Annotated in this window: 21 protein-coding genes; 11 read left to right on the top strand and 10 right to left on the bottom strand. The window is 72.2% G+C overall.

What is annotated here, in order from left to right; all coding sequences use genetic code 11:
- Positions 1-65 precede the first annotated feature (65 nt).
- Positions 66-1,229: a GTP-binding protein gene (locus tag IO20_RS0130740; protein ID WP_030555907.1), complete on the bottom strand. Its 1,164-nt coding sequence runs from the start codon at positions 1,227-1,229 to the stop codon at positions 66-68.
- Between the two features lie 5 nt (positions 1,230-1,234).
- Positions 1,235-1,405 carry a 50S ribosomal protein L32 gene (gene rpmF / locus IO20_RS0130735; protein WP_030223410.1) on the bottom strand — a complete coding sequence of 57 codons (171 nt, stop codon included), beginning with the start codon at positions 1,403-1,405 and terminating at the stop codon, positions 1,235-1,237.
- Positions 1,406-1,601: 196 nt separating this feature from the next.
- On the opposite strand from rpmF, the gene IO20_RS0130730 reads away from it, so the two are divergent.
- The 4 genes from IO20_RS0130730 to IO20_RS0130715 all read left to right on the top strand — a co-directional run bounded on the left by IO20_RS0130730 (position 1,602) and on the right by IO20_RS0130715 (position 4,489).
- Entirely contained in the window at positions 1,602-1,847 is a 246-nt protein-coding gene (locus IO20_RS0130730) for a type B 50S ribosomal protein L31 (protein WP_030223408.1), read from the top strand.
- The gene (locus IO20_RS0130725) at positions 1,847-2,998 is read left to right on the top strand and encodes a CobW family GTP-binding protein (RefSeq protein WP_030555905.1); all 1,152 of its coding nucleotides are present in this window, start codon (positions 1,847-1,849) and stop codon (positions 2,996-2,998) included. The genes IO20_RS0130730 and IO20_RS0130725 overlap by 1 nt, the downstream gene beginning before the upstream one ends.
- A 53-nt stretch (positions 2,999-3,051) precedes the next feature.
- Positions 3,052-3,288: a 30S ribosomal protein S18 gene (gene rpsR, locus IO20_RS0130720; protein WP_030555903.1), complete on the top strand. Its 237-nt coding sequence runs from the start codon at positions 3,052-3,054 to the stop codon at positions 3,286-3,288.
- A gap of 334 nt (positions 3,289-3,622) precedes the next feature.
- Positions 3,623-4,489 carry an alpha/beta hydrolase gene (locus IO20_RS0130715; protein ID WP_030555901.1) on the top strand — a complete coding sequence of 289 codons (867 nt, stop codon included), beginning with the start codon at positions 3,623-3,625 and terminating at the stop codon, positions 4,487-4,489.
- Positions 4,490-4,526: 37 nt separating this feature from the next.
- On the opposite strand, the gene IO20_RS0130710 is transcribed toward IO20_RS0130715, so the two are convergent.
- The 3 genes from IO20_RS0130710 to IO20_RS0130700 form a co-directional block, all read right to left on the bottom strand.
- Positions 4,527-5,045, bottom strand: coding sequence for a GNAT family N-acetyltransferase (locus IO20_RS0130710; RefSeq protein ID WP_030555899.1), 519 nt, complete (start codon positions 5,043-5,045; stop codon positions 4,527-4,529).
- A gap of 733 nt (positions 5,046-5,778) precedes the next feature.
- Entirely contained in the window at positions 5,779-6,357 is a 579-nt protein-coding gene (locus tag IO20_RS0130705; RefSeq protein WP_078946249.1) for a TIGR03086 family metal-binding protein, read from the bottom strand.
- 105 nt (positions 6,358-6,462) lie between these two features.
- On the bottom strand, positions 6,463-6,801 hold the full coding sequence (locus IO20_RS0130700) for a thioredoxin family protein (protein WP_030555895.1): 339 nt from the start codon (positions 6,799-6,801) through the stop codon (positions 6,463-6,465).
- 235 nt (positions 6,802-7,036) lie between these two features.
- On the opposite strand from IO20_RS0130700, the gene IO20_RS0130695 reads away from it, so the two are divergent.
- The gene (locus IO20_RS0130695) at positions 7,037-9,301 is read left to right on the top strand and encodes an RICIN domain-containing protein (RefSeq protein WP_030555893.1); all 2,265 of its coding nucleotides are present in this window, start codon (positions 7,037-7,039) and stop codon (positions 9,299-9,301) included.
- Between the two features lie 101 nt (positions 9,302-9,402).
- Here IO20_RS0130695 and IO20_RS0130690 read toward each other — a convergent pair whose 3' ends face one another.
- Together IO20_RS0130690 and IO20_RS0130685 are read right to left on the bottom strand one after the other, a co-directional pair.
- On the bottom strand, positions 9,403-9,909 hold the full coding sequence (locus tag IO20_RS0130690; RefSeq protein WP_030555891.1) for a DinB family protein: 507 nt from the start codon (positions 9,907-9,909) through the stop codon (positions 9,403-9,405).
- Positions 9,906-10,889, bottom strand: coding sequence for an SMP-30/gluconolactonase/LRE family protein (locus tag IO20_RS0130685; protein ID WP_051874940.1), 984 nt, complete (start codon positions 10,887-10,889; stop codon positions 9,906-9,908). Before IO20_RS0130685 ends, IO20_RS0130690 begins: the two co-directional genes overlap by 4 nt.
- A gap of 107 nt (positions 10,890-10,996) precedes the next feature.
- Between IO20_RS0130685 and IO20_RS0130680 the strand changes: the two genes are divergently transcribed.
- Positions 10,997-11,449 (top strand): Lrp/AsnC family transcriptional regulator, encoded by a 453-nt coding sequence (locus tag IO20_RS0130680; protein WP_030555888.1) that lies wholly within the window; start codon positions 10,997-10,999, stop codon positions 11,447-11,449.
- 118 nt (positions 11,450-11,567) lie between these two features.
- Here the strand turns inward: IO20_RS0130680 and IO20_RS0130675 are convergent, their stop codons facing one another.
- The 3 genes from IO20_RS0130675 to IO20_RS40465 form a co-directional block, all read right to left on the bottom strand.
- Positions 11,568-13,493: an acyl-CoA synthetase gene (locus IO20_RS0130675; protein WP_030555886.1), complete on the bottom strand. Its 1,926-nt coding sequence runs from the start codon at positions 13,491-13,493 to the stop codon at positions 11,568-11,570.
- 59 nt (positions 13,494-13,552) lie between these two features.
- Positions 13,553-15,004: an amidase gene (locus IO20_RS0130670; protein ID WP_030555884.1), complete on the bottom strand. Its 1,452-nt coding sequence runs from the start codon at positions 15,002-15,004 to the stop codon at positions 13,553-13,555.
- 157 nt (positions 15,005-15,161) lie between these two features.
- Complete coding sequence (locus IO20_RS40465; RefSeq protein WP_051874938.1) at positions 15,162-16,226, bottom strand: Lrp/AsnC family transcriptional regulator; 1,065 nt, start codon at positions 16,224-16,226, stop codon at positions 15,162-15,164.
- A gap of 125 nt (positions 16,227-16,351) precedes the next feature.
- On the opposite strand from IO20_RS40465, the gene IO20_RS0130660 reads away from it, so the two are divergent.
- From IO20_RS0130660 to IO20_RS0130640, 5 genes are read left to right on the top strand one after another with little or no spacing between them, the layout of a single operon-like run.
- Entirely contained in the window at positions 16,352-17,920 is a 1,569-nt protein-coding gene (locus IO20_RS0130660) for an ABC transporter substrate-binding protein (RefSeq protein ID WP_030555880.1), read from the top strand.
- Positions 17,920-18,915, top strand: a complete 996-nt coding sequence (locus tag IO20_RS0130655) for an ABC transporter permease (RefSeq protein ID WP_211270445.1) — start codon at positions 17,920-17,922, stop codon at positions 18,913-18,915. Before IO20_RS0130660 ends, IO20_RS0130655 begins: the two co-directional genes overlap by 1 nt.
- A complete protein-coding gene (locus tag IO20_RS0130650; protein ID WP_030555876.1) occupies positions 18,915-20,810 on the top strand; it encodes a dipeptide/oligopeptide/nickel ABC transporter permease/ATP-binding protein in 1,896 nt (631 codons plus the stop codon). Before IO20_RS0130655 ends, IO20_RS0130650 begins: the two co-directional genes overlap by 1 nt.
- Positions 20,807-21,664 (top strand): ATP-binding cassette domain-containing protein, encoded by an 858-nt coding sequence (locus IO20_RS0130645; protein WP_063761453.1) that lies wholly within the window; start codon positions 20,807-20,809, stop codon positions 21,662-21,664. The genes IO20_RS0130650 and IO20_RS0130645 overlap by 4 nt, the downstream gene beginning before the upstream one ends.
- Positions 21,661-22,902, top strand: coding sequence for an amidohydrolase (locus IO20_RS0130640; protein ID WP_030555872.1), 1,242 nt, complete (start codon positions 21,661-21,663; stop codon positions 22,900-22,902). The genes IO20_RS0130645 and IO20_RS0130640 overlap by 4 nt, the downstream gene beginning before the upstream one ends.
- The last annotated feature ends 175 nt before the right edge of the window (positions 22,903-23,077 follow it).

Genomic DNA, 23,077 nt, shown 5'->3' with positions numbered 1-23,077 from the left:
GGTCGTTACGGTGCGCCTCGTTCACCTCGCCGATGACGGCCGCCGGGCCGGGGTGGCGCCTGCCCTCAGGCCGCCCGCTCCTCGTGTTCGCAGGCGTCCTCGATGCCGTACGTCTCCCACGCGGGGAAGGCGTCGTCGGCGGGTACGGGCTCGCCCGGTGCCAGGAGGCAGGCGTCCAGAGCCGCGCTCAGGGCGTCGGCGCGCAGTCCCGTGCCGATGAAGACCAGCTCCTGCCCCTGCGCGGTCTCCGGGCCGCGGGCGCCCGAGGGCTCGAACCGGGCGACGGCGCCGGCCTGCGACCACAGTCCGGTCACCCGGGGCCGGGTGGCGAGCCAGAAGAAGCCCTTGGAGCGCAGCACGCGCCCGTAGGTTCCGCTGTCCATCCCCTTGGTGACGAAGGTCCACAGCCGGCCCGGGTGGAACGGCAGCCCGGAGCGGTACACCAGCGAGGAGATGCCGTACTCCTCGGTCTCCGGCACGTGGTCGCCGTTCAGCTCCTTGACCCACCCGGGGGCCTGTTGGGCCCGTTCGACGTCGAACAGTCCTGTGCCCATGACCTGTTCGAGCGGCACGCGTCCGCGTACGGCGGGAACGACACGCGCCTCGGGGTTGAGCCGGGAGAGGGTGGCGCGAAGCCGGCGGGCCTCGTCAGGACCGACCAGGTCGAGCTTGTTCAGGACGATGACGTCCGCGAACTCGACCTGGTCCACCAGGAGATCACTGACCGTCCGCTCGTCGTCCTCGTAGGGGGCGAGGCCGCGCTCGGCGAGTTCGTCGCCGCCGTCCAGCTCCGGCAGGAAGTTCGCGGCGTCCACGACGGTCACCATCGTGTCGAGGCGGGCGAGGTCACCGAGGGTGGCCCCGTCGTCCCGGGGGAAGGAGAAGGTGGCGGCCACCGGCATGGGTTCGGAGATGCCGCTGGACTCGATGAGGAGATGGTCGAACCGGCCCTCGCGTGCCAGCCGGTCGACCTCCTCCAGGAGGTCGTCGCGCAGGGTGCAGCAGATGCACCCGTTGGTCATCTCGACCAGCCGCTCCTCGGTGCGGGACAGGGCGGCCTCACCGCCGCGCACGAGCGCGGCGTCGATGTTGACCTCGCTCATGTCGTTGACGATGACCGCGACCCGCAGTCCTTCGCGGTTGCCGAGGACGTGGTTCAGGAGGGTGGTCTTCCCCGCGCCGAGGAATCCGGAGAGCACGGTCACGGGGAGCCGCTCGGTGGGCGTCATGGGGCTCAGCCCTCCGGCCGGAGCAGGCCGCGCTCGTACGCCTTCACCAGGCGCTGCGGCACCTGGTACACCGACCCGTCCACGGTGACGGGGACGAGCTGGGGGGTGGTCGCCTTCCACTGGGCGCGGCGGTGGCGGGTGTTGCTGCGGGACATCTTCCGCTTCGGGACGGCCATCAGGGATCTCCTCGAGGTCTGGGGAGGGGGTGCGGCGAGGCTATATGGAAATGGATCCCATTATCAATCCGGCGGGAGCGGTCGCTCCTGCCCTGAGACCTCCGTCTTGGTAATGAAAACCATTGCCATATACTCCTCTGGTGGCACGCCGCGGAGCGCTGCCCCCACCCCCCGCCCGACCACCGAAAGGCATGCCATGAAGCCCGGCATCCACCCCGCCTACGGACCCGTCGTCTTCCGCGACTCCGCCTCCGGCACCGCGTTCCTCACCCGCTCCACCATGACCAGCGACAAGAGCATCGACTGGGAGGACGGCAACACCTACCCGCTCGTCGACGTCGAGATCTCTTCCGCGAGCCACCCCTTCTACACGGGCACCGCACGCGTCCTCGACACCGCCGGCCGCGTCGAACGCTTCGAGCGCCGCTACGGAGCCCGCTGATGGACCACGAAGGCAAGCTCCCCGTGGTGATCGTCGCCGGCATGCACGCCGACGCGCGGCGGGAGGTCGTCGAGCGCCTCCTGCACACCGTCCATGGCAGCGTGGCACTGCACCACGACCTGTCCGGAGCGCCCGACGGCACCGTGCTCCGCGTGATCAGCGACGCCTCGGGCCCCGTCTCCCGCGACGACACGCCCCTGGTCAACGACTGCGCGTGCTGCGCACTGCGCGAGGACCTGGTCCCCGAACTGGAGCGGATGGCGGACGCCGGCCTGACCCGGCTCGCCGTGGTCGAACTGTGGGACTCGGTCGAACCGAAGGCCATGGCCGAGGTCGTCGCGGGGCACGGCGGAGACCGGCTGGCGCTGACTGGCGTGATCACCGCCGTGGACCCCGCGCTCGTCCTGCCCTGTCTCGCCAACGGCGACGACCTGGCCGAGGCCGGCCTCGCGGCGGCCCCCACCGACCAGCGCACCGTCGGCGACACCTGGGCCCGCCAACTGGAGTACGCCCCCGTCCTCGCCGTCGTCGACAACGACGAGGCCGACGACGAGGACCGCGCCCTCCTCGCTCAGCTCCACCCCACCGCGCTCCGGGTACCGGCCGCGTCCCCGGAACTCGCCCGGGCGGTGTTCGCCGGCGTCGACGTCGAGGCCGCCGCCGCGGCGCAGCACCCCGCGTGCGCCCTCCTGCCCCAGGAGGCCGACGAGGCCGGCGTCTCCACGCTCGTCTGGCGCCGCCACCGGCCGTTCCACCCCGAGCGTCTCTACCAGGCGCTCGAAGACCTGTGCTGCGCCGCCGCCCGCAGCCGCGGCCGGTTCTGGCTCGCCGACCGGCCCGACACGCTGCTCGCCTGGGACGCGGCCGGCGGAGCGCTGTGCGTCGAGAGCGTCGGCCCCTGGCTGGCGTCGCTGCCGGACGCGGCCTGGGAGATGATCCCGCCCATGCGCCGGGCGGCTGCGGCGCTCGACTGGCACCCCGACCACGGCGACCGCTGCCAGCACCTGGTGTTCACGTCGCCCGGCCTCGACCGGGACGAGCTGGAACGGCTCCTGGACTCCTGCCTGCTGACGGACGAGGAGTACGGGTCGGGGCGCGAGGCGTGGAAGCACCTCCCGGCCGCCTTCGACTCTCTTCTCGACGCCGCCTGACCCCGTACCACCTGATCACACCGCCACAAGAGCCCGTACGAGGAGACACGCCCATGGCCCGACGTCCCGACCCCCGCAAGCCCGCCACGCCCCGGCCCAACCCGCTCGACGCGGCCGGGATCACGTACATCGACTACAAGGACACCGATCTGCTGCGGAAGTTCATCTCCGACCGGGGCAAGATCCGCAGCCGGCGCGTCACCCGCGTGACCGTCCAGCAGCAGCGGGATCTCGCCACGGCCATCAAGAACGCCCGCGAGATGGCCCTGCTGCCGTACGCCGGTCGTTGAGGTACCACTCGTCGTTGCGGTACCACTCGCCGGTCGAGCCCGGGCGGGCGTCGCCGCACCGGGCTTCCGGCGGGCCTCGGCGGGCCCCGGCCGGCACCTGCGGGCCCCGCGCGCTTCGGGTGATGCCGGGCTCGTGGCGCGCTCGGTCGTGGGAAAACGGGTCGTCCGGCGCTGTGCCCGCCTGTTAGCGTCGGCCGCATGTGTTGCCATGCCATCCACAACTGGCGGTCCTGCCGCATCCGTTCGGCGTCCTGACCCTGCCGTGTCGGCCGTCGCCGACCCCGGGTCACACGTCCGCCGTTCACCTCACCTCTGGATGACGAGGATCCTCACCATGCGCGCAGACCCGCGCCCCACGTTCGTGTTCGTACACGGCGGCTCCAGCAACGCCAAGGCCTGGGGCCCGCTGCAGAACGAACTGGCCCTGCTCGGACACCGCTCGTACGCCGTCGACCTGCCCGGCCACGGCGACCGGGCCGACGGCCCCGCCGCGTATTACCGCCACCCCCAGGACAGCGCGGCGCTGGCCACCGCCCCCTCCCCGATGAGCGGTGTCACCCTGCACGACAACGTCGCGCACGTCGTCGGCGTCCTGCGCCGGATCGCCGCACACGGTCCGGTGGTCCTGGTCGGCAACAGCCTCGGCGGTCTCACGGTCAGCGCGGTCGCCAACGCGGCGCCCGGGCTGCTGCACCGGGTGGTGTACCTCTCGGCGCTCTGCCTCAGCGACCCGGCGATGCTCACCGAGCCGTGGGACGCCGTCGACGACAACCTGCTGGACGCCGCGGCGGCCCGTATCGCCGTGCCGACGGAACTGTCCGACCCCGGTGTCGTACGGCTGAACTGGCGAGCCGCCCACGCCGATCCGGAGTTGTTCGCCGCTTTGAAGGCCGCCGTCATGGCCGACGCGACGGACCACCGGTTCCGGCTGCTGCTCGACTCCCTGGACCCGGACGAGAACTACGCGGTCCTCGCACCGGCGGCGCTGGTCAGGGCCGACGGCTGGGGACGCGTCCCGCACACGTACGTCCGTCTCTCCGAGGACCGCAGCCTCACCCCGCCCGTCCAGGACCTCATGATCCGCAAGGCGGACGCGCTGACCCCGCACAACCCGTTCGACGTGCACACCCTGGCCACCTCGCACATCGGCTACTTCGGCCGCCCCGGCCTCTTCGCCGAACTCCTGACCCGCCTGGTCTGACCGCCCGGCCCGGCACTCCGCCGGGCCGGCTTCGCCCTCACACCACGGTCGTGCTGCGGCGCTCGACGAGGACGGTGTCGCGCCAGCGGCCGTTCATGCGCCCGATGCGTTCGCGCGTGCCGATGACCCGGAAGCCGGCCCGTGCGTGGACGGCGAGGCTGGCGGTGTTCTCGGGGAAGATCCCCGCCTGGATCGTCCAGATCCCCGCCGCCTCGGTGGAGGCGACGAGCGCCTGCAGGAGTGCGGCGGCGACGCCCCGGCCGCGGGCGTCGGGGTGGACGTAGACGGAGTGCTCGACCACCCCGGCGTACGCGCACCGGTCGGAGACCTTGGTGGCCGCGACCCAGCCCAGGACCCTGCCCGAGGCGTCGACGGCGGCGAAGCGGTGCTCGGGCAGCTTGGCCGCGTCGAACCGCTCCCAGGTGGGAGCGGTGGTTTCGAAGGTGGCGTCGCCCTCGTCGATGCCGGCCTGGTAGATCCCGACGACCTCGTCGGCGTGGTCGGCCGTCAGCGGCACCACCGAGAGGGCGCGTAGGGGGTCGAAGTCGGAGGTCATGGGACGGAGTCTGCCAGCACCGGCGGTCGGCCGGTACACGTGGCCAGGCGGCCGGGCTCTTTGAACCCTTGACAGCAGCCCATGTGCCTGACAGGAGTGGCGCTGTGTTGCCGGTCGCGGGATCCAGCCGGAAGGCCGCCGGGTACACGTCGCCGGTGACCGCCGAGGTGAAGCCCTCGCTCGTCTGCCACGAGGTGCCCGCGGGCACCTCGGGCGCGATGGCCTCCAGGACGGACGGTGACGTCTGGTCGGGCACCCAGTCGTACGCGGCCTGGAGGCGCTGGACGTCCGCCTTCGCGAGGGTCGCCACACCGGAGAACCGGAAGTCGGTGGGACCGGGAACCCGGGAGGACCCGCTGCCGAGCGGAGCCGGGGCCCACTCGACGCCGGTGATGTTCCCCAGCTGCGGGAACCGCCTCAGCACCGGACCCTTGTCCCGCCTGACCTCCACCCGCGGGCTCTGCTCGGCCGAGCGGCTCGGCGCGTCGGCCGCGACGCGACCTCCGTCCGAGCCGTCCGAGCCGGCCGGGGTTCCGCACCCGCTGATCAGGCAAAACAAGACCAGGGCTCCGACCGCCGTACGACGTGCGTCGGCGAAACCCCTGACCACCACCGCGCTGTCTCCCACGTCTCCCCGCTTCCCCGCCCCGGGCGGGTGGTCCGTTCACAAGAGCCTCAGTCGACCACGTACGGCCCCGATCGGACCACCGCCGTCCCTAGCCTGTCTTTCGGATCAGACCGGGCGCCAGTCGGGGTGGCGGCCGCTGAGGCCGATCACGTGGTCCAGGAGGGGGGCGTCGGCCGGTACGGGGACGATCGGGCCGAAGAAGCCTTCGCCGGAGGCGTCGTCGGTCGGGGTCAACAGGGCCTCCGACACCCTCAGTTCCTCCTCGCTCACCTCGTACGCCTGGCCGGTGGACCGCGCCAGGTCCCAGCCGTGGATCAGCAGCTCGTCCAGGGCGATGCGGCCCATGACGGCGGCCGGCAGGTCGATCCCGCCGGCCCGTGTGTCACCCTCCCAGGCGTCCGGCTCCCGCCAGGCGGCGGCCAGCTCGTCCACCGCCTTCGGCAGTGCCGTCCGCCAGTCGTCCGCCAGCACCGGCAGGGACGAGCCGGGCGGCGTGTCGGTCGTCGGCCCGAAGTGCTTGCTGGCCGCGTCGCGGAAGGCGACGCTGAGCCCGGCGACGTGGGCGAGCAGCGTCCCCACCGTGTACTCGGGGCAGGGCGTCGGGTCGCCGAGCCGCTCGTCGGCGATGCCCTCCGCGAGCCGGGCGACACGCTCCGCCGCCGCTCCCAGGTCGATCCGTTCCATGCGTGAGGTGTTCTCCATGCAGGGCAGACCGCGGGGCCACCCGAAACTCATCGCTCCGCGCGACGGCGACGACGGGGCGCTCCCGGTGCCGGCGCACCCGGTCTCTCAGAGGTGGCCGTCCAGGAGTTCCCGTACCTCGGGGCCGGTCATGGGACCCGTACCGTGCGCCACCGCCTCGCCGTCCCTCAGCAGGACGTACGACGGGGCTCCGGTGATCCCGTACCGCTCGGTCGCGGCCGGACAGCGCGTGATGTCGGCGCGTACGACCGTCAGACGGCCGGCGTACGCGTCGGCGACGTCGCCCACGACGAGGTCCATCGCCCGGCAGGGCTCGATGGCCTTGGGCCACGTCCCGATGAAGTAGGCGAGGACCGGGACTCCGCTCATCCGGAGGATGAAATCGAACTCCGCGTCCTCACGGGGCTGGTGAACCGGCTTCGCCATGGAAGCTCCTGACCTCGCGTTCCGTCATTCCTTCCCCATCATCCCCCGCGGGACGCCGGCCGCGTTCCGGCCGGAAAATCCAAGCCCTGTGGGCGAGCGTCCATGTGCACGGCCGACCACCGCGCGCTTCTGTGGAACCAGCCACCGTTGCCCGCCCACAGGGCGCGCGGCGCCGGTCGGCAAGGATGCGCCGTCGTGGAGCGCGGCGCACGGAGACCAGCCCAGGGAGCAACCGTTGTCAACTCCTCGCACACGTCTGCTCGGTACGGTCCTCGCCGCGACCCTCGCCGCCACCCTCGCGGTGGCCGGAGGGGGCGCCGCGGCGGCGCCGCCGGCATCGGCGGGCACCTCCGCGTCGGCGGCCGCCACCGCCGCCACGTACCAGGTCACCGTCGGCGCGAAGGGATCGTGGACCCACCCCGACGACACCCCGGCCGCCACCTACATCGACAAGGACGGCACCTTCTACTTCCAGCAGGCCCACGCGCTCTACGGAGCGACGCAGGAACGCAAGTGGAACTTCTACACCGGCACGAACTTCGACACCGCCGTCCGGTCGAGCGCCCTCAGCGACGCCGTGAACCCGACGAACGCCAATGACAGGAACAACGACACGACCTGGCGGTGCAACAACAGCCCGACCGGGCTGGAGTCCACCCCGCCGCCGGCCGGGTCCGGATACTCCCAGCGGAACTTCTGCGACCTGGCCGGGGTGTGGGTCGACCCGGACACCGGCGACTGGTACGGCCTGGTGCACAACGAGTTCACCCCGCAGCCGTTCGGTGACGGCGTCCACTACGACGGGATCGACTACGCGGTCTCCGCCGACCAGGGCAGGACCTGGACCATCAAGAGCCACGTCATCACCTCCCCGTACAGCACCCGGCGGGGCGACACGGCGGCCTTCCCGCAGCAGACCTACCACTACGGCGACGGCGACCAGCGCCTGTTCGTCGACACCGCGTCGGGTTACTTCTACGCCTTCTACGGCTCACGAATCGTGGAGAAGAACGGCGGCTGGAAGGCCTTCCACGCGCACGTGGCCCGCGCCCCCATCTCCGCCAAGATGGCGCCCGGCTCGTGGAGGAAGTGGTACGACGGAGCCTGGACCGAGCCCGGTGTCGGGGGCCGCGAGAGCAACATGACACCGGTCGGGGCCTCCGGCGGGACCGGCTACACCCCCGTCGGGGACGAGTACGACCCGGCGAACCCCGGCACCGTGAGCCAGCAGGTCGCGGCGGGCACGATGCCCGCCACCTCCCCCCTGTTCGTCATGGACATCACGTACAACGCCCATCTGGGGCTGTACATCGGCGAGCCGCAGGCCGTCGACCAGAGCGGCAACGCGCCCCAGGAGATCTACGCCACCGACAACCTCGCCACCCAGAAGTGGTTCCGTCTCGGCGACACCGGCAGCTACCGGAACGCGTCGTGGTACCGCTGGTTCCTCGACGGCGTGAACAGGACCGGCTCCGGGATCGTCGGCCGGAACTTCCGCTCCTACTGCTCCTTCGGCTGCTCGGGAGGAACGTCCAGCGAGTACGTCAACCTGGCGATCGACACCTCCGCACCCGCCGCGCCCGTCGACACGAGCAAGGCGTACCGCGTCGCCGACGCGAGCGGCCGCGTCCTCGCCCAGGTCACCGGCGGTACGGCCACGACGTCCCTGCCGTCGGCCACCGGCGCCGCCCTGGAGTCGTGGATCTTCCACACCAACGGGGACGGCTCGTACCGCATCGCCAACGGCGCCACCGGACTGCTCCTCGGCGTCGACTCCGCCACCACGAGCACCCGCGCCTGGGGCACCAGGCCGACGGTCACCGCGGCCCCGGCGGGCGGCCCCGGCGTCGGGCAGCAGTGGTTCGTCATCCCCGGCACCTCCGCCACGAACGGCGCCCCGAACGGGACGTACCGACTGGTCAACCGCTACAGCGGCCTCGTGATCGGCCTGTCCGCCACCTCGAACCGGCTGGTCGAGACGACACCCACCCGCACCTGGACCAACAGCACGGGCAACGCGGTGGGCGGGACGCGCACCGCGAACGAGCAGACCCTGACCCTCACACCCGTCGGCGAGGCCCCCGGCACGATCCCCGACGGCGACCACACCCTCACCGCGAGCGGAAAGGCGCTGGACAACCCCGGCCACAGCACGACACCCGGCACCCAGCTCGTCACCTGGAGCCCGAACGGCGGCGCCAACCAGACCTGGCGCTTCACCCGACGCACCGACGGCTCCTACGAGCTCGCCAACGCCGAGTCGGGGCTGTGCGCCGACGTCGAGGGCGGGGCGACGGCCGTCGGCGCCAAGGTGATCCAGTGGACCTGCACCGGCGGCACCAACCAGCGCTGGACCGTGACACGGCAGGCAGGCGGCACGTACACCGTCGCCTCCGTGAAGAGCGGCCTGGTCCTCGCCACCGCGTCCGGCACCGACGGCGCCGCGGTCACCCAGCAGCCGGACACCGGAACGCCCCTGCAGCGCTGGGCGATCAACTGACCCCGGCCTGAGCCGCGCCGCCGTAAGGCGGCGCGGCGGGCACGGGGGAGGGGACGGGCATGTGACCCGCGGTATGCCGATGACCGCGGGTCACATGCCCTCTACCTGCCGGTGGAACCGTCGGCCTGCTCACGGAGGATGTCGGCGTGGCCCGCGTGGCGAGCCGTCTCCTCGATCATGTGGACGAGCACCCACCGCATCGATCGCACGACGGCCGCTCTGCCGGCCGCTCGAGCACAGGGGAGGCTCAGGTCGTCACAGCGCTCGATGATCTCGTTGGACCGTTCCACGGCACCGCGATAGGCGGCGAGGAGACCGTCCGCGGTGTCCTCCTCGGAAAGGGCCATGCCGAGGTCCGGATGCTCGATGTCGGCACCCTCGTAGGCCCAGGAGAACCAGTAGACCTCCGCCGCCGTGAGGTGCTTGACCAGACCGAGGACACTGGTCCCCGAGGCCACGCCGGGTGTGCGTCCCTTCCCGTCGTCGAGGCCCCGCGCCTTCGCCGCCACTGCGTCGCGGACGTAGTTCAGGAACGCGAGCAAGGTCGACTTCTCGTCGGAGCCGCCGTCAGGAGGGCCCACGTCGCGCCGCTGTCGTGTCTCCGTCATCGGAGCACACCAGCCGGATCGCCGGACACCGGGCCGGCCAGCCACGGCTGTCGTCCCGGTCCGGTCGGGTGCGTGCCGGTGACGCCCATGACCACCGAGTACAGGCTGGTCTCCGCCGTGATGAAGAGGCGGTTGCGCTTTGCGCCGCCCCAGGAGATGTTGGCGACCGCCTCAGGGACGTTCAGGCGGCCGATCAGGGTGCCGTCGGGGTCGTAGCAGTGCACGCCGTCGTCCATCGCGGCCGCCCAGAGCCGGCCCCCGTCGTCGAAACGGAGGTTGTCGAAGCGAGCCTTCCCGCGGACTCCGGCCTCGGCGAAGACCTTGCCCTCGGACAAGGTGCCGTCGTCGCGTACGTCGAAGACCCGGATGAAGCCCGCGCGGGTGTCGGAGACGAACAGCTGCCGCTCGTCGGGCGAGAAGACCAGCCCGTTCGGCGCGCCGAAGCAGTCCGCGACCAGCCGCACTTCCCCCGTCGTCGGATCGATCCGGTAGACGTTGTTCGCTCCGATCTCGCTCTGCGCGCGGTACCCCTCGTAGTCGCTGGTGATGCCGAAGTCGGGGTCGGAGAACCAGATGGAACCGTCGGACTTCACGGCCGCGTCGTTCGGGCTGTTCAGGCGCTTGCCCTGCCACCGGTCGGCCAGCACGGTGACGGTGCCGTCGTGTTCGGTCCGGGTCACCCGGCGGTTGCCCTGCTCACAGGTGATCAGCCGGCCCTCGCGGTCGAGGGTGTTGCCGTTGGTGTGTCCGGCCGAGCGGCGGAAGACGCTGACGGTGCCGGTCTCCTCGTCCCACCGCAGCATCCGGTCGTTGGGGATGTCGCTCCAGACCACCTGGCGCCAGGCGGGCACGTAGATCGGCCCCTCGGCCCAACGACAGCCGGTGTACAGGACCTCCAGTGCCTCGTCGCCGTTCATGCACCTCCCGGTACGGAACCGGTCGTCGAGCATCTCGTACAGCCCCGGGCGGTCGCCGCTCATGAAGTCCACTCCTCACGAAACCCCTCACATGCCGAATGTGAATCGACCTTAAGCGCATGTTGCAAGATGGGATACTGTCCTGGCTAGCCGGTTCTGAATGGAGAGTTGTGGATCACATCGACCGCGCACTGCTGGCGCAGCTCCAGCAGGACGCCACACAGCCCTACGCCGCGCTGGGTCAGGCCGTCGGCCTGTCCGCCGGTGCCGCCCACGAGCGGGTGCGGAAGCTGCGGGAGCGCGGCGTCATCCGGCGTACCGCCGTCGACGTGGACCCGGCCGCCGTGGGCAGCGCCGTCCTGGCCTACGTGATGGTCGACTCGACGTCCTGGATGGGTGATTCGGCGCAGGACTTCGCCGCGCTCCCCGAGATCCTGGAGGCGCACGTCATCGCCGGCAGCGCCTCGGTGCTTGTGAAGGTCAGGACCGAGACCACCGAGCAACTGCAGGACGTGCTGCGGCGGATCTACGCCATCGAGGGGGTCAGCGGAACGCAGGCGACGGTGGTCCTGGAGACCTTCTTCGAGCGTCCGCTCTCCCCGTTGGCCACGGATCAGACCTGATGCCCGGCGCCCGGAGTCGGCGCCGGGCGTCGTCGCAGGAATGATCGAGTCGACAGGACCCGTGACCGTCGGCCGCGTCGAACCCCTCGAGCTGCCTCCGGGACGCGGCAGGCCCCTCTCAGCGACCGTCGGCGTCGGTGAACGTCCAGTCCACGCCGTACGGGGCGAGCTGGGTGGTGATCCGGCGGCGTAGGGCGGGGTCGGAGACCGACGGGAGGGACACCACCGGGCGGCCGTCGGTCAGGTCGCAGCGGATCTGCCGGTCGGAGCAGGCGATGCCGATGGAGGCCAGGGCGCTGGAGAAGGCGCGCCGGGTGGCATCGAGGCGCAGGGGTACCTTGGAGGGCTTGCCGATGTCGGTCAGGGGCAGCGCCGTCAGGATGGTGACGTCCTTCGGGGCGGCGGCTCGCTCGGGTACGTGTCGTGCGGCGAACGCGATCAGTTCGTCGGCGCCGGTGGCGGTCGCGGTGGGGGCCAGGGTGACGTAGGCGACCGGGACTTCGCCGGAGTGCGGGTCGGGGCGGCCGACGGCGCTCGCGCCGGTGACGGCCGGGTGGGCGAGGAGCGCGTCCTCGATGACGGCGGGGTCGATGTTGTGGCCGCCGCGGATGATCAGGTCCTTCGCGCGGCCGAGCAGGCGGATGAAGCCGTCGGCGTCCACGCGTGCGAGGTCACCGGTGTTGAGCCAGCCGTCGCGCACGCTGCCGAGGGTGTCCAGGAGCGGTCCGTCGGCGTCGTGGCCGACGACGTAGCCGGGGAAGACGGTGGGGCCGCTGATGGCGAGGACGCCGGGTTCTCCCTGCGGGAGGTCGTGCCACCGGCCGTCGCTGTCGATCCGTACCGTCTTCACCCGCTGGTAGGGCATGCGCTGACCGGCCGCCTCGGGCCGCTGGTGTCCGCGCAGGAAGCTCCGGGCGCTGCCGCAGGTGGCCTCGGTCAGTCCGTACCCCTGGCACAGGGGGACGCCGGTGTGGTCCTCGAACGCCGCGCGTACCGCCGGCGGCAGAGGGGACGCCCCGACGATCGCGAAGCGCAGCGAGGTGATGTCCGCGTCGACCGGCACCCGGGCGAGCCCGGCGTAGACGGTCGGAACGGCGGACAGGGTGGCGATCCGGAAGTGCTCGACGATCTTCCAGATGGCCTTGGACAACGCCGGATCGCGGTAGCCGAGGGGACCGGCCCACACGCTGCGCTGACCGCGCAGCAGCGGTGCGAGGAGGGTGACGACCAGGGCGTTGACGTGGAACAGCGGCAGCGCCGCGAAGAGTACGGAATCGGAGTCCAGCAGGCTGTTGGCCGCGATCATCCAGGCGTCGGTCACCTCGTTGGCGTGGGTGTGCGCGGCCAGCTTGGGGGCGCCGGTGGTACCGCCGGTGTGGAAGTACGCGGCCAGGTCACCGGCTTTCGGGGGCACCACTCCGGGGCCGAGCTCCGCCGACTGGACGGCGGCCGCGACGTGCAGATAGGCGACCTCCACCCCCTCGACCGGCTCCAGGGCGGGCGCGGCACCGGGCGCGCCGACGGGGCGCAGCGCGAAGAGCGCCGCGCAGTGGAGCGACGCCGCCACGGTGCGGGCCGTCCGCCAGGCGTCCGGGTCGAGTTCGGGTCCGGCCGCGACCAGGATCCTCGCCCCGCCCAGCTCCAGCAGGCGCTCGGCGTGCTCGGCGGCGAGGGAGGGGTTGACCGGTGCGGCGATGCCCGCGAGCTGGGCGGCCAGGAGCGTGGCGGGCAGCAGGCCGGTGTTGGGGGTCAGCAGGCCCACGGCGGTGGTGCGGCGGACACCGTGCTGGTGGAACAGGTTCGCGATGCGGTGGACGTCGTCGCGCAGCCGGGCGAAGTCCACGGTCTCGCCGTGCGTCCACTGCTCCGCGCCGGGCAGCACGGTGAGAGCCGGCCGGTCGGGCCACAGTGCGGCGGCGCGGGCCAGAACGTCGTAGGTGGAACCCGGCAGGCCGCGGTCCTCCAGTGCGAGGGACTCGATGGTCTTCAGGTCGCCCGGCTGGTCGTACGTCGGCCAGAGCGGATCGGCTTGGGTGGTGCTCACGGGAACTGCCTTTCGTGCGAGGGCTGGTGGAGGTGGGGGCCTGATCCGAGCGAGAGGCCCTACGCCAGCCGGTCCTCGATCTGCGCGTACGACCAGGGGCGCAGGGTCTCCAGGGCCTTGCCGACGCGGAAGACGGCCGGGTCGTCGTAGGGGTGGCCGACGATCTGGAGACCGGTGGGCAGTCCCCAGCTCGACATGCCGGAGGGGACGTTGAGGACGGGGCAGCGGTTGTTGATGTTGAAGGGGCTCGTCATGGCGGACCACAGCGTGTCGGCCACCTCCTCGCCGTGCACCACGACCTTCTCGCCCGCGAGGTCGTCGCCCGCGTGCCAGCCGGGGATGGCGGTGGTGGGGCAGAGCATGGCGTCGAATCCGGCCATGGCGGTGGCGAGCCCCCGTTGCAGCCGGTGCTCGGCGCGCAGGGAGTCGAGGTAACTCACCCGGGTGCGGGCGTACGTCATGGCGTCGGCGAAGGCGACCGCGTACGGGCTCAGCAGGTCGCGACGGCGCTCGGCGGCCTCGATGACGAGGGCGCCGAAGATGGTCGAGAAGTGGCCGGCGAGCGAGGTGAGCAGCTCGGCACGGGTCCAGGGGAGGGTGATCTCCTCCACGTGCGCGCCGGCGTCGGAGAGGGCCCGGGCGGACGCGCGGGTGTTGGCCTCGACCTCAGGGTGGACGTCGTACTCGCCCAGCCGTACGCACAGGGCGATCCGCATGCCGCTGACGTCCTCGTACGCGGTGGGCAGCGTCAGCTTGGGGCGGATCGAGGTGTGGTCGCGGGGGTCGGGGCCGGCCAGGACGTTCTGGAAGGCGAGGGTGTCGTCCACCGTGCGGGCCATCGGGCCGTCACCGCGGTAGTGGTCGGCGGTGAGCACGCCGAGCCCGGGATTGCGGCCGTAGGGCGCCTTGAAGCCGACCGTTCCGGTGAACGCGGCCGGGATGCGGGTGGAGCCGCCGATGTCGGAGGCGGAGGCGAGCAGGGTCGTCCCGGCGGCGAGGGCGGCGCCGGCGCCGCCGGACGAGCCGCCGGGGGTGAAGTCGAGGTTCCACGGGTTGCGGGTGACGCCCCACAGGCGGGAGTGGGTGTAGGTGGAGAGGGAGAACTCGGGGGTGGTGGTGCGGGCGTGGATGATGCCGCCAGCGTCGAGGACGCGGTCGATCACGGGAGCGTTCTCGGCCGCGATCCGGCCTTCGTGGACGAGGGAGCCCTCCGTCAGGGTGCGGCCCAGGATGGCGTGCTTCTCCTTCGCCGCGACCGGGATGCCCTCCAGCGGGCGGGGCGTCAGGCCGTTCTTGCCGAGGTAGCGGTCCTCGGCGTGCCTGGCCTGCTCCAGGGCCTCGTCGAAGAGGCGCTCGCTGAAGGCGTTGATCCGCGGTTCGACCTTCTCGGCGCGTTCGACGACCGCTCGCATCAGCTCGACCGGGGACACCTCGCGGCGGGAGAAGAGCCGGATGGCCTCGGTGGCGCTGAGGTGGACAAGGCCGTCGCCGGCGGGCGTGTGGCTGGACATGGGCGTCCCTCTCGGTCGTGGGCTGAGGCCGGCCGGTGGGCCGTCTGCCGGTGGTGTCAGCCTCATGGACCGGTCCCGCCCGCCCCGCGGATTGCACGGATCCGCCATGGCCGGGGGCGCCGTGCGGGAAACCGCAGCACGCTCGGGCGGGCGTGATTCAGGCGACCGGGGCCCACAGGTCGATGGGAACGAAGCCCGTGCTGCGGCCGTCGTCGGCGAGCAGGCGCCCCATGCGCTTGATCCAGCGCAGGTTCACGGCGCGGTTGAGGACGCGCACGGAGGCGATCCTGGTGGCGGCCTGGGCCTCGTAGCGGGCGAGGTCGTCCAGGGCGTGCAGCCACACGACGCTCAGCAGGTTGGCCTCGGAGGACACCGACGCAGCCATACGGGTGCTTTTCAGTCGACTCAACTCATCGCCCGCCGCAGCGAGTTGGGCGGGCGCCACGGACATCCAGACGGTCGCCGAGCTGCGCCAGCCCGAGTGCACGTGGGCGGTGTCGACGCGCAGCACCGCTCTGCCGCCGTGCAGCAGGGAGTGCAGCAGCCGCCGCACCGTCGACTCGGGCCGGTCCAGTTCGGCGGCGATCGAGGCGATGGAGCGGCGGCCGTCCTGCGCGAGGGCGAACATCAGGGCGCGGTCCTCGGGCGCGAGGACCGCTGCGGCGGTGCGGGCGGCACTGTCCTCGGCCTCCGCCAGGTCGCGCCGCTGATCGCGCGAGAGCGAGTCCATGCGCCACTCGCTTCCGTCCTGGTACAGGTGCTGCACCAGGTGGGTGCGGGTGGCGGTCACCGCCGCGTCGCGCCCGAGAGCGAGGACGTATGCGGTCATCGACGACCTGGTGGCCGTGGCCACCGTCAGGAGCAGGTCGCACGATCCCGCCACCAGTTCCACGCTCATCGCCTGCGGGTGTCGCGCGAGCCGGTCGGCGAGGGCCTCCCGGGCCTGGGGCACGCACGACACCTCGATCAGGGCGAGGGCTCCGTGCGCGACCTGGGAGGGAGCCGCGTGGCAGGTGATCCACGCCTCGCCGGAGGCACGCAGCCGGGCCCAGCGCCGCGAGAGCGTCGCCGCGTCCACGCCGAGCGGGCGCGCCAACTGCGCCCAGGGGGCGCGCGGCGCCATCTGCAGGGCGTTGACGAGCGCGAGATCGAGTTCATCGAGTGTTCCCCGGGACGGGGTGTCGACCGCGGCCGGGCCGACAGATGCTGCGGATCCATGCATGTGAGTGCCTCCCAGCCGCGGATTCTTGCAATTTCGGGCCGGTGCCGGAAGTGGCCTGTTCTGTATGCCGCATCACACCGCAGCGCCGCCCCCCGCCCCCAGTCCTCCGTCCCGGGGAGTCCTCCATGCACCGTTCGCGATTTCTCTCCGGCGCCGTCACGGTCGCCGCCACGTCCCTCCTGGCCTCCGCCTGCACCACCGGCCCCACAGCAGGCCCTTCGTCGAGCGGCGCCATGAGCGGGGGCACCGTCAGGATCGGTGTCACCTCCGACGTCACGTCGTTCGATCCGGCGAAGGGCGCGGGCAGCACGGACTACGTGATGACGTCGCTGCTGTACCAGCCGTTGATCGGCCAGGACGACGGCGGCGTGTTCGTCGCCGGTCTGGCCGAGAACTGGACGTCCACGCCCACGAAGACGACCCTCACCCTGAAGAAGGGCCTGACCTGCTCCGACGGCTCCTCCCTTACCGCCTCGCAGGTCGTCGCCTCCCTGCGGCGCTACCGGGCGACCTCGGCCGGAGCCCTGCTCACCTTCGGCGCCGCGAACGCCGGCGAGAAGACGACGATCACGGGTGACGACGCGGCCGGCACCGTCTCCATCACCACCGCCACCCCGTGGGGCGAGGTCCTCAGCGGCCTCGCCGGCACCGGCGCCGGGATCATCTGCAAGGCCGGTCTCGCCGCGGGCACCGCCGCGCTCGCCCAGGGCGCCGTCAAGGGCGCGGCTTCCGGCCCGTACGAGATGGCGACGGCGCGGCGCGGCGCCTCGTACGTACTGAGGCTGCGCAAGGGCTTCGAGGCGTATCCGCGCTTCGCCTCGCTGCCCGCGGGGAAGCCGGCCGACACGCTGCGGATCCAGATCGCGAGGAACGAGTCGACCCTCGCCAACCAGTTGCGGACCGGCGCCCTCGACCTGGCCCCGATCACCGGCACGGACGTCACGCGGTTCACCGGCGACGCCGGTTACGTGATCAGATCGGCCCCGTTCATCCGGAACCACATCGTCTTCAACCAGCGCCCCGGGCACCCGGGCGCCGACCCGAAGATCCGCCACGCGGTCGCGCAGGCGGTCAGCGCCACCGCCTTCAACAAGGTCTTCGGCGGCGCCGGCCGGCCCATGACGTCGTACGTGGACGACACGTCCGCCTGCGTCTCCACCGACACCTCCCTGCTGACCGCGACCGACCCGGCCGCGGCGAAGAAGACCCTCGCAGGAGTGTCGATCAAGCTGGAGGGGTCCAACGCGGTCGCGGGCGGAGCCGGCAACTCCTACGTCGCCGAGGCCCTGCGCACCGCCGGCGCCGAGGTGAAGCTCACCAACGCCGACAACGCCACCTGGGCCACCGACGTCACCGCCAACCAGGGCGACTGGGACGTCACCGTCTTCCCGCTGATCAGCGGACTCCTCGCGCGCGGCGGCGCCTACTTCCTGGGACCCGAACCGGCCGACGGCGGCAAGAACTACGGCGCGGTGAAGAACACCGCGTTCGCGCGGTACTACGTCGAGGCCACCTCCACCACCGACCGGAACGCCAAGTGCGCCGCCTGGCAGAAAGCGCAGGAGGCCCTGCTCAAGGCCGACGACGTGATCCCGCTCGCCACGGTCGACGTGCACTACGTCGCCCGCAAGGGCGTGTCCTTCGCGATGCCGGCCGGATCCCTGACCGCCTCCACGCTCCGGGTCACCGGCTGATGGCGACGACACCGACCGGAATGACGGCCGCGGGGGCGGGGCGCACGACGGCGCTCGGCCCCTGGGGCGGCTTCCTCCTCCGGCGACTCGTCGGGCTCGCCGCCGTCGCGATCACGCTCGTCGTCGGCACGTTCCTGATGGTGCAGCTCATCCCCGGCGACCCGGCGCGGGTGGTCGCGGGCGCCGACGCGACACCCGCCGACGTGGAGCGGGCCCGCCACGAGCTGGGCCTCGACCAACCGCTGTCGGCGCAGTTCGGCACGTATGCGAGCGGTCTGCTCCGCGGCGACCTGGGCACCTCCTTCCAGACGAAGGAACCGGTCGCCGAGATCATCGGCAGCCGACTGCCGTTCACCGCAGAGATCGCGTTCCTCTCCGTCCTGGCGGTACTGCTGCTCGCCGTGCCGATCGGGCTCGCCGTCGCCGCACGCGGCAGCCGGCGCACCGACGGGGCGTTCACCTTCGTCACCGGCCTGGTCGGCGCCACACCCGAGTACATCATCGGAACGCTCCTCGTCCTGGGCTTCGCGATCAGACTGGGCTGGCTCCCGGCGGCGGGCGCCGAGACGGTGACGTCGATGGTGCTCCCCATCGCCGCGCTCGTCCTGCCCGGGACCTGCGTCATGGCCCGCATCGTGCGCAGCGAGGCCGCCCACGTCCTCGCCCAGGACTACATGCGCACCGCGCGGGGCCGCCGCCTGCCACCGCTGCGTCTGTACGCCCGTCACGCCCTGCCCAACCTGCTGACCGCCACGCTCACCCTCGGCGGGCTGATCCTCGCGGGCCTGCTCGGCGGCACGGTCGTCGTCGAGGCCGTCTTCGCCTGGCCGGGCATCGGCCAGCGCGTCGTCGAGGCGCTCCTCGTCCGCGACCACACCGTGATCCAGGGCTGTGTCCTGGTCCTCGGCCTGCTCGCCGCCCTGCTCAACCTGCTCGTCGACGTCGTCCTCGCGCTGCTCGACCCGCGCACCCTCGCCGGAAAGGGAGGCCACTGATGCGACGCGTACGGTGGAACGCCCCGCTCGTCGTGGCCCTCACCGGCCTCGGCCTGATCGCCCTTCTCGGGATCGTCGCCCCCTTCCTGTGGGAGGAGCGGGCGACCACGCTCGGCGGCTCCGCCCGCGCGCACCCGTCCGGCGCACACTGGCTCGGCACCGACGCCCTCGGCCGCGACGTACTGGCCAGGACCCTGGTCGCCACCCGCCTCACGCTGGAGATGACGCTCGCCGCGACCGCGCTCGCCGCCGTCGCGGGCAGCCTGCTCGGCACCGTCGTCTGGGTCTCAGGCCGGCGCGTACGTGAGTTCGGCCTGCGGCTGATCGACGTGATGATCTCCTACCCGGCGCTCATCCTGGCCCTGGTGATCGCCACGGTCCTCGGGACCGGCCCCACCGCCTCGGTCCTCGCGATCGGCCTGGGCGGCGCACCCGCGTTCGCGCGCCTCACCGCCAACATGGCGGCCTCGGTCGCCCAGCGCGACTTCGTGACCCAGGCCCGCCTGATGGGCGTACCGCCCTCCCGTCTGCTCGCCCGCCACCTGCTGCCCAACATCTCCGGGCCGCTGCTCGTGCTGCTCTCGGTGGCCTTCGCGAACGTACTCGTCGCGCTGTCCGGCCTGTCGTTCCTGGGCGTCGGCGTGCAGTCGCCGGACTACGACTGGGGGGCGCTGCTCAACTCCGGCCTGGAGGCGCTCTACACCAACCCCGCCGAGGCGATCGGCCCGGCGGTCGCCATCACCGTCACGGGCGTCCTCGCGGGCTTCGTCGGCGACGGCCTCGCCACGGCGCTCGACCCTCGTACCGGCGGTGCGAAGGCCAGGGCGAGGCGTCGTCCGGCCGTCGAGGTCTCCGCGCGCTCCCACCGGGCGCCCGCGGACGCCCTGGTGACGGTGGACAACCTCGTCGTCGCCCTGCCGGACGGCACCCGGCTCGTCGACGACGTCTCCCTGCACGTCATGCCCGGCGAGATCCTGGGCCTCGTGGGAGAGTCCGGCTCCGGAAAGTCGCTGACGGCGATGAGCGTGGCCCGGCTCCTGCCGGAGGGGCTGTCCGCGCACGCGGCGGAACTGGCCCTGGACGACCTCGACCTGACCGGCTCCGCCATCGACCCCCGGCGGCTGGCCACCGAGATCGGCATCGTCTTCCAGGACCCCTCGGCCTCCTTCAACCCGGCCCTGAAGGTGGGCGGTCAGCTGACCGAGACGCTCCGCGTGCACCAGGGAGTGCGCGGAGGGGAAGCGCGTGGGCGTGCCGTCGAGGCCCTGGAGCAGGTGCGGATCGAGAACCCGGCCAGGGTCGTGAAGCAGTACCCGCACGAGCTGTCCGGAGGCATGCGGCAGCGCGCGATGATCGCCGCCGCGATCCTGCCCGGTCCACGGCTGATCGTCGCCGACGAACCGACCACCGCCCTCGACGTGACCGTCCAGGCCGAGGTGCTCGACCTCCTGAAGGACATCAACAGCACCCGTGGCACGAGCATGCTCTTCATCTCCCACGACATCGGCGTGATCGGCACGGTCTGTCATCGGGTCGTGGTGATGTACGCCGGCCGGGTGGTGGAGGAACTGTCCGCTGCCGACCTGCGGGCGGGCCGCGCCAGGCATCCGTACACCAAGGCCCTGCTGGCCGCGAGCCCACGCCTTCAGGACGCTGATACGGATACGGGTACGGACACGGCCACCGCCACGGGCGCGGGTACGGACGCCGTCGTGGAGCGCGCACCGCTCGCGACGATCCCGGGCCGCCCGCCGGCACCCGCCGACCGCCCGGCCGGCTGCGCCTTCGCCGACCGCTGCCCGGTGGTGCTCGACGGCCTCTGCGGGACCGAACGCCCGCCGATGGCCGACTCCGTCGCCTGCCACGCCGTACGCCAGGAGGTGCAGCCCGCATGACCACGCCCCCCTACAAGCTGGCCGTCGAGGACCTGACCGTCGCCTTCGGGCACGGCCGGCGCGCCAGGACGGTGCTGCACGGCGTGTCCACCGGGGTCAGGGCCGGGCAGACGCTCGGCCTGGTCGGCGAGTCCGGATCGGGCAAGTCGACGATCGCCAAGGCGATCGTGGGCATCCACCCCGTCCGTACCGGCCGCATCACCCTCGGCGGAGAGGACCTCACGGGTCTCCGGGGGAGAGAGCCCGTCGCCGTACGCCGCCGGATCCAGCTCGTCTCCCAGGACCCGTACGCCTCGCTCAACCCGCGCATGACGGTCGGCGAGGCCATCGCCGAGGCCGTCGACCCGGTGCGGGCCGACGCACGGAAGCACGCGGCGACGGTCGGGCGGTGGCTGGAGACCGTCGCGCTGGACGGCTCGGCCGCGGCCAGGTACCCGCACGAGTTCTCCGGCGGCCAGCGCCAGCGCATCGCGGTCGCCCGCGCCCTGGCCGTGGAACCCGAGGTGGTGATCGCCGACGAGATCACTTCGGCGCTCGACGCCTCCGTCCAGGCCGAGGTGCTCAACCTCCTGGAGGAGCTGCGGCGTTCGCTGGCTCTGACGATGGTCTTCATCTCCCACGACCTGGCCGTCGTCCGCCACGTCAGCGACGAGGTCGCGGTCCTGTGTCAGGGGGAGATCGTGGAGCAGGGACCAGTGCGGGACGTGTACCGCGCGCCGCGGCACCCCTACACACGCCGTCTGCTGGCGAGCGTGCCGGCGTTCGAGCAGAAGCCGACACCCGGGAAGACGCCCGAGACGACGCCCGAGACGACGCCCGAGAAGGCGCTCGGGATGAAGGAGTCAGCAGCATGAACGAGCCGACCGCCGTGGCCGACCGCACCCGGCGGATCACCGCCGTCCTGAAGCCCGCCGCACTGGAGGAGTTCTACCGCGACCTGCACCGCCATCCCGAGCTCGCCTTCCAGGAGCACCGCACCGCGGCGAAGCTCGCCTCGTGCCTGCGCGCGGCCGGCTACGACGTGACGGAAGGGGTCGGTGGCACCGGTGTCGTCGGTGTCCTCGTCAACGGCGACGGCCCGGTCGTCTGGCTGCGGGGCGACATGGACGCGCTGCCGGTCCAAGAAGCCACCGGCCTGGAGTACGCCTCCACCGTCGACGGAGTCATGCACGCCTGCGGCCACGACCTCCACGTCACCTGGCTCGCCGGCGCCGCCGAGGCACTGGCCGCCGCCCGCGACGCCTGGTCCGGCACGCTGGTCGTCATCGGGCAGCCCGCCGAGGAGTCCGGCGGCGGCGCGGCCGCCATGGTCGCCGGTGGACTGCACACCCGTTTCCCCCGCCCCGACGTGCTGCTCGGACAGCACGTGGCGCCCGGTCTCGCCGGGTTCCACCCGCACACGCCGGGCCTGACCATGTCGGCCTCCGACGACATCGACGTCGTCGTGCACGGCGTGGGCGGACACGGCTCACGCCCCGAGTCGACGATCGACCCGGTCGTGACAGCCGCGTACATCGTCACTCGCCTCCAGACGGTGGTGTCACGGGAGGTCGCGGCGGCGCACTCGGTGGTGCTGACGGTAGGGCGGTTCCATGCCGGCACGAAGCACAACATCATCCCCGCCGACGCCCGGCTCTCCCTGAACCTGCGCACCCAGGACGCGCACGTACGCGACCGGGTCCTCGGCGCCGTCCGCCGCATCGTCGTGGGCGAGTGCCGGACCGCCGGCTGCCCGGAGCCGCCCGAGGTCACGGTACGGCCCGGCTACCCGAACACCGTCAACGACGCCGTACTCGACGGACAGATCGCGGCCGTGCACCGCGAACTCTTCGGAGCCGAGACGGTGTTCGACTTCGGACCGGCGATGGGCAGTGAGGACTTCTCCCTCCTCGCGCCCGGCGGCGTCCCGTACGACTACTGGTACGTCACCTCGACTCCGGCCGACGTGTGGGAGGCGGCCCCCGGCAGGGACCTGGCCGAGAAGTTCGGCAACGTACCGGGCAACCACAGCCCCCTGTTCGCCCCCGACCTCTCCGTGCTCGTGCCAGGTGTCCAGACCCTGGTGTCGGCGGCCCTGAGCCGCCTGGCGTGACCGGATCGGGCGGCACCGCGCGCACCTGGTCCTCGCGCGTTCGCGCCCGTGACCCCGCGCGGATTCCGTCACCGACCGGTTGTGCGCTGTGGTGCCAACCCCTGGGCGCCGGAGGTCAACACGGCCGGTGGGGCCGCTCGTAGCTTGAAGGAGTGCCGGGCCGCGGGAGTGCGGC

This window comes from Streptomyces exfoliatus (assembly GCF_000725545.1).
In the GTDB taxonomy this organism is placed as follows: domain Bacteria; phylum Actinomycetota; class Actinomycetes; order Streptomycetales; family Streptomycetaceae; genus Streptomyces; species Streptomyces exfoliatus.
The sequence above is the reverse complement of the archived record's forward strand: the minus strand, read 5'-3'. Positions and strand labels throughout refer to the sequence as shown.

Excerpts from the sequence above, each read along its gene's own strand:
- rpmF (WP_030223410.1), bottom strand. The coding sequence starts at position 1,405 with ATGGCCGTCCCGAAGCGGAAGATGTCCCGCAGCAACACCCGCCACCGC.
- IO20_RS0130650 (WP_030555876.1), top strand. The coding sequence starts at position 18,915 with ATGCGACGCGTACGGTGGAACGCCCCGCTCGTCGTGGCCCTCACCGGC.
- rpsR (WP_030555903.1), top strand. The coding sequence starts at position 3,052 with ATGGCCCGACGTCCCGACCCCCGCAAGCCCGCCACGCCCCGGCCCAAC.
- IO20_RS0130690 (WP_030555891.1), bottom strand. The coding sequence starts at position 9,909 with ATGACGGAGACACGACAGCGGCGCGACGTGGGCCCTCCTGACGGCGGC.
- IO20_RS0130725 (WP_030555905.1), top strand. The coding sequence starts at position 1,847 with ATGGACCACGAAGGCAAGCTCCCCGTGGTGATCGTCGCCGGCATGCAC.
- IO20_RS0130710 (WP_030555899.1), bottom strand. The coding sequence starts at position 5,045 with ATGACCTCCGACTTCGACCCCCTACGCGCCCTCTCGGTGGTGCCGCTG.
- IO20_RS0130740 (WP_030555907.1), bottom strand. The coding sequence starts at position 1,229 with ATGACGCCCACCGAGCGGCTCCCCGTGACCGTGCTCTCCGGATTCCTC.
- IO20_RS40465 (WP_051874938.1), bottom strand. The coding sequence starts at position 16,226 with ATGCATGGATCCGCAGCATCTGTCGGCCCGGCCGCGGTCGACACCCCG.
- IO20_RS0130660 (WP_030555880.1), top strand. The coding sequence starts at position 16,352 with ATGCACCGTTCGCGATTTCTCTCCGGCGCCGTCACGGTCGCCGCCACG.
- IO20_RS0130715 (WP_030555901.1), top strand. The coding sequence starts at position 3,623 with ATGCGCGCAGACCCGCGCCCCACGTTCGTGTTCGTACACGGCGGCTCC.
- IO20_RS0130670 (WP_030555884.1), bottom strand. The coding sequence starts at position 15,004 with ATGTCCAGCCACACGCCCGCCGGCGACGGCCTTGTCCACCTCAGCGCC.
- IO20_RS0130640 (WP_030555872.1), top strand. The coding sequence starts at position 21,661 with ATGAACGAGCCGACCGCCGTGGCCGACCGCACCCGGCGGATCACCGCC.
- IO20_RS0130655 (WP_211270445.1), top strand. The coding sequence starts at position 17,920 with ATGGCGACGACACCGACCGGAATGACGGCCGCGGGGGCGGGGCGCACG.
- IO20_RS0130700 (WP_030555895.1), bottom strand. The coding sequence starts at position 6,801 with ATGGCGAAGCCGGTTCACCAGCCCCGTGAGGACGCGGAGTTCGATTTC.
- IO20_RS0130645 (WP_063761453.1), top strand. The coding sequence starts at position 20,807 with ATGACCACGCCCCCCTACAAGCTGGCCGTCGAGGACCTGACCGTCGCC.
- IO20_RS0130685 (WP_051874940.1), bottom strand. The coding sequence starts at position 10,889 with ATGAGCGGCGACCGCCCGGGGCTGTACGAGATGCTCGACGACCGGTTC.
- IO20_RS0130705 (WP_078946249.1), bottom strand. The coding sequence starts at position 6,357 with ATGGAACGGATCGACCTGGGAGCGGCGGCGGAGCGTGTCGCCCGGCTC.
- IO20_RS0130730 (WP_030223408.1), top strand. The coding sequence starts at position 1,602 with ATGAAGCCCGGCATCCACCCCGCCTACGGACCCGTCGTCTTCCGCGAC.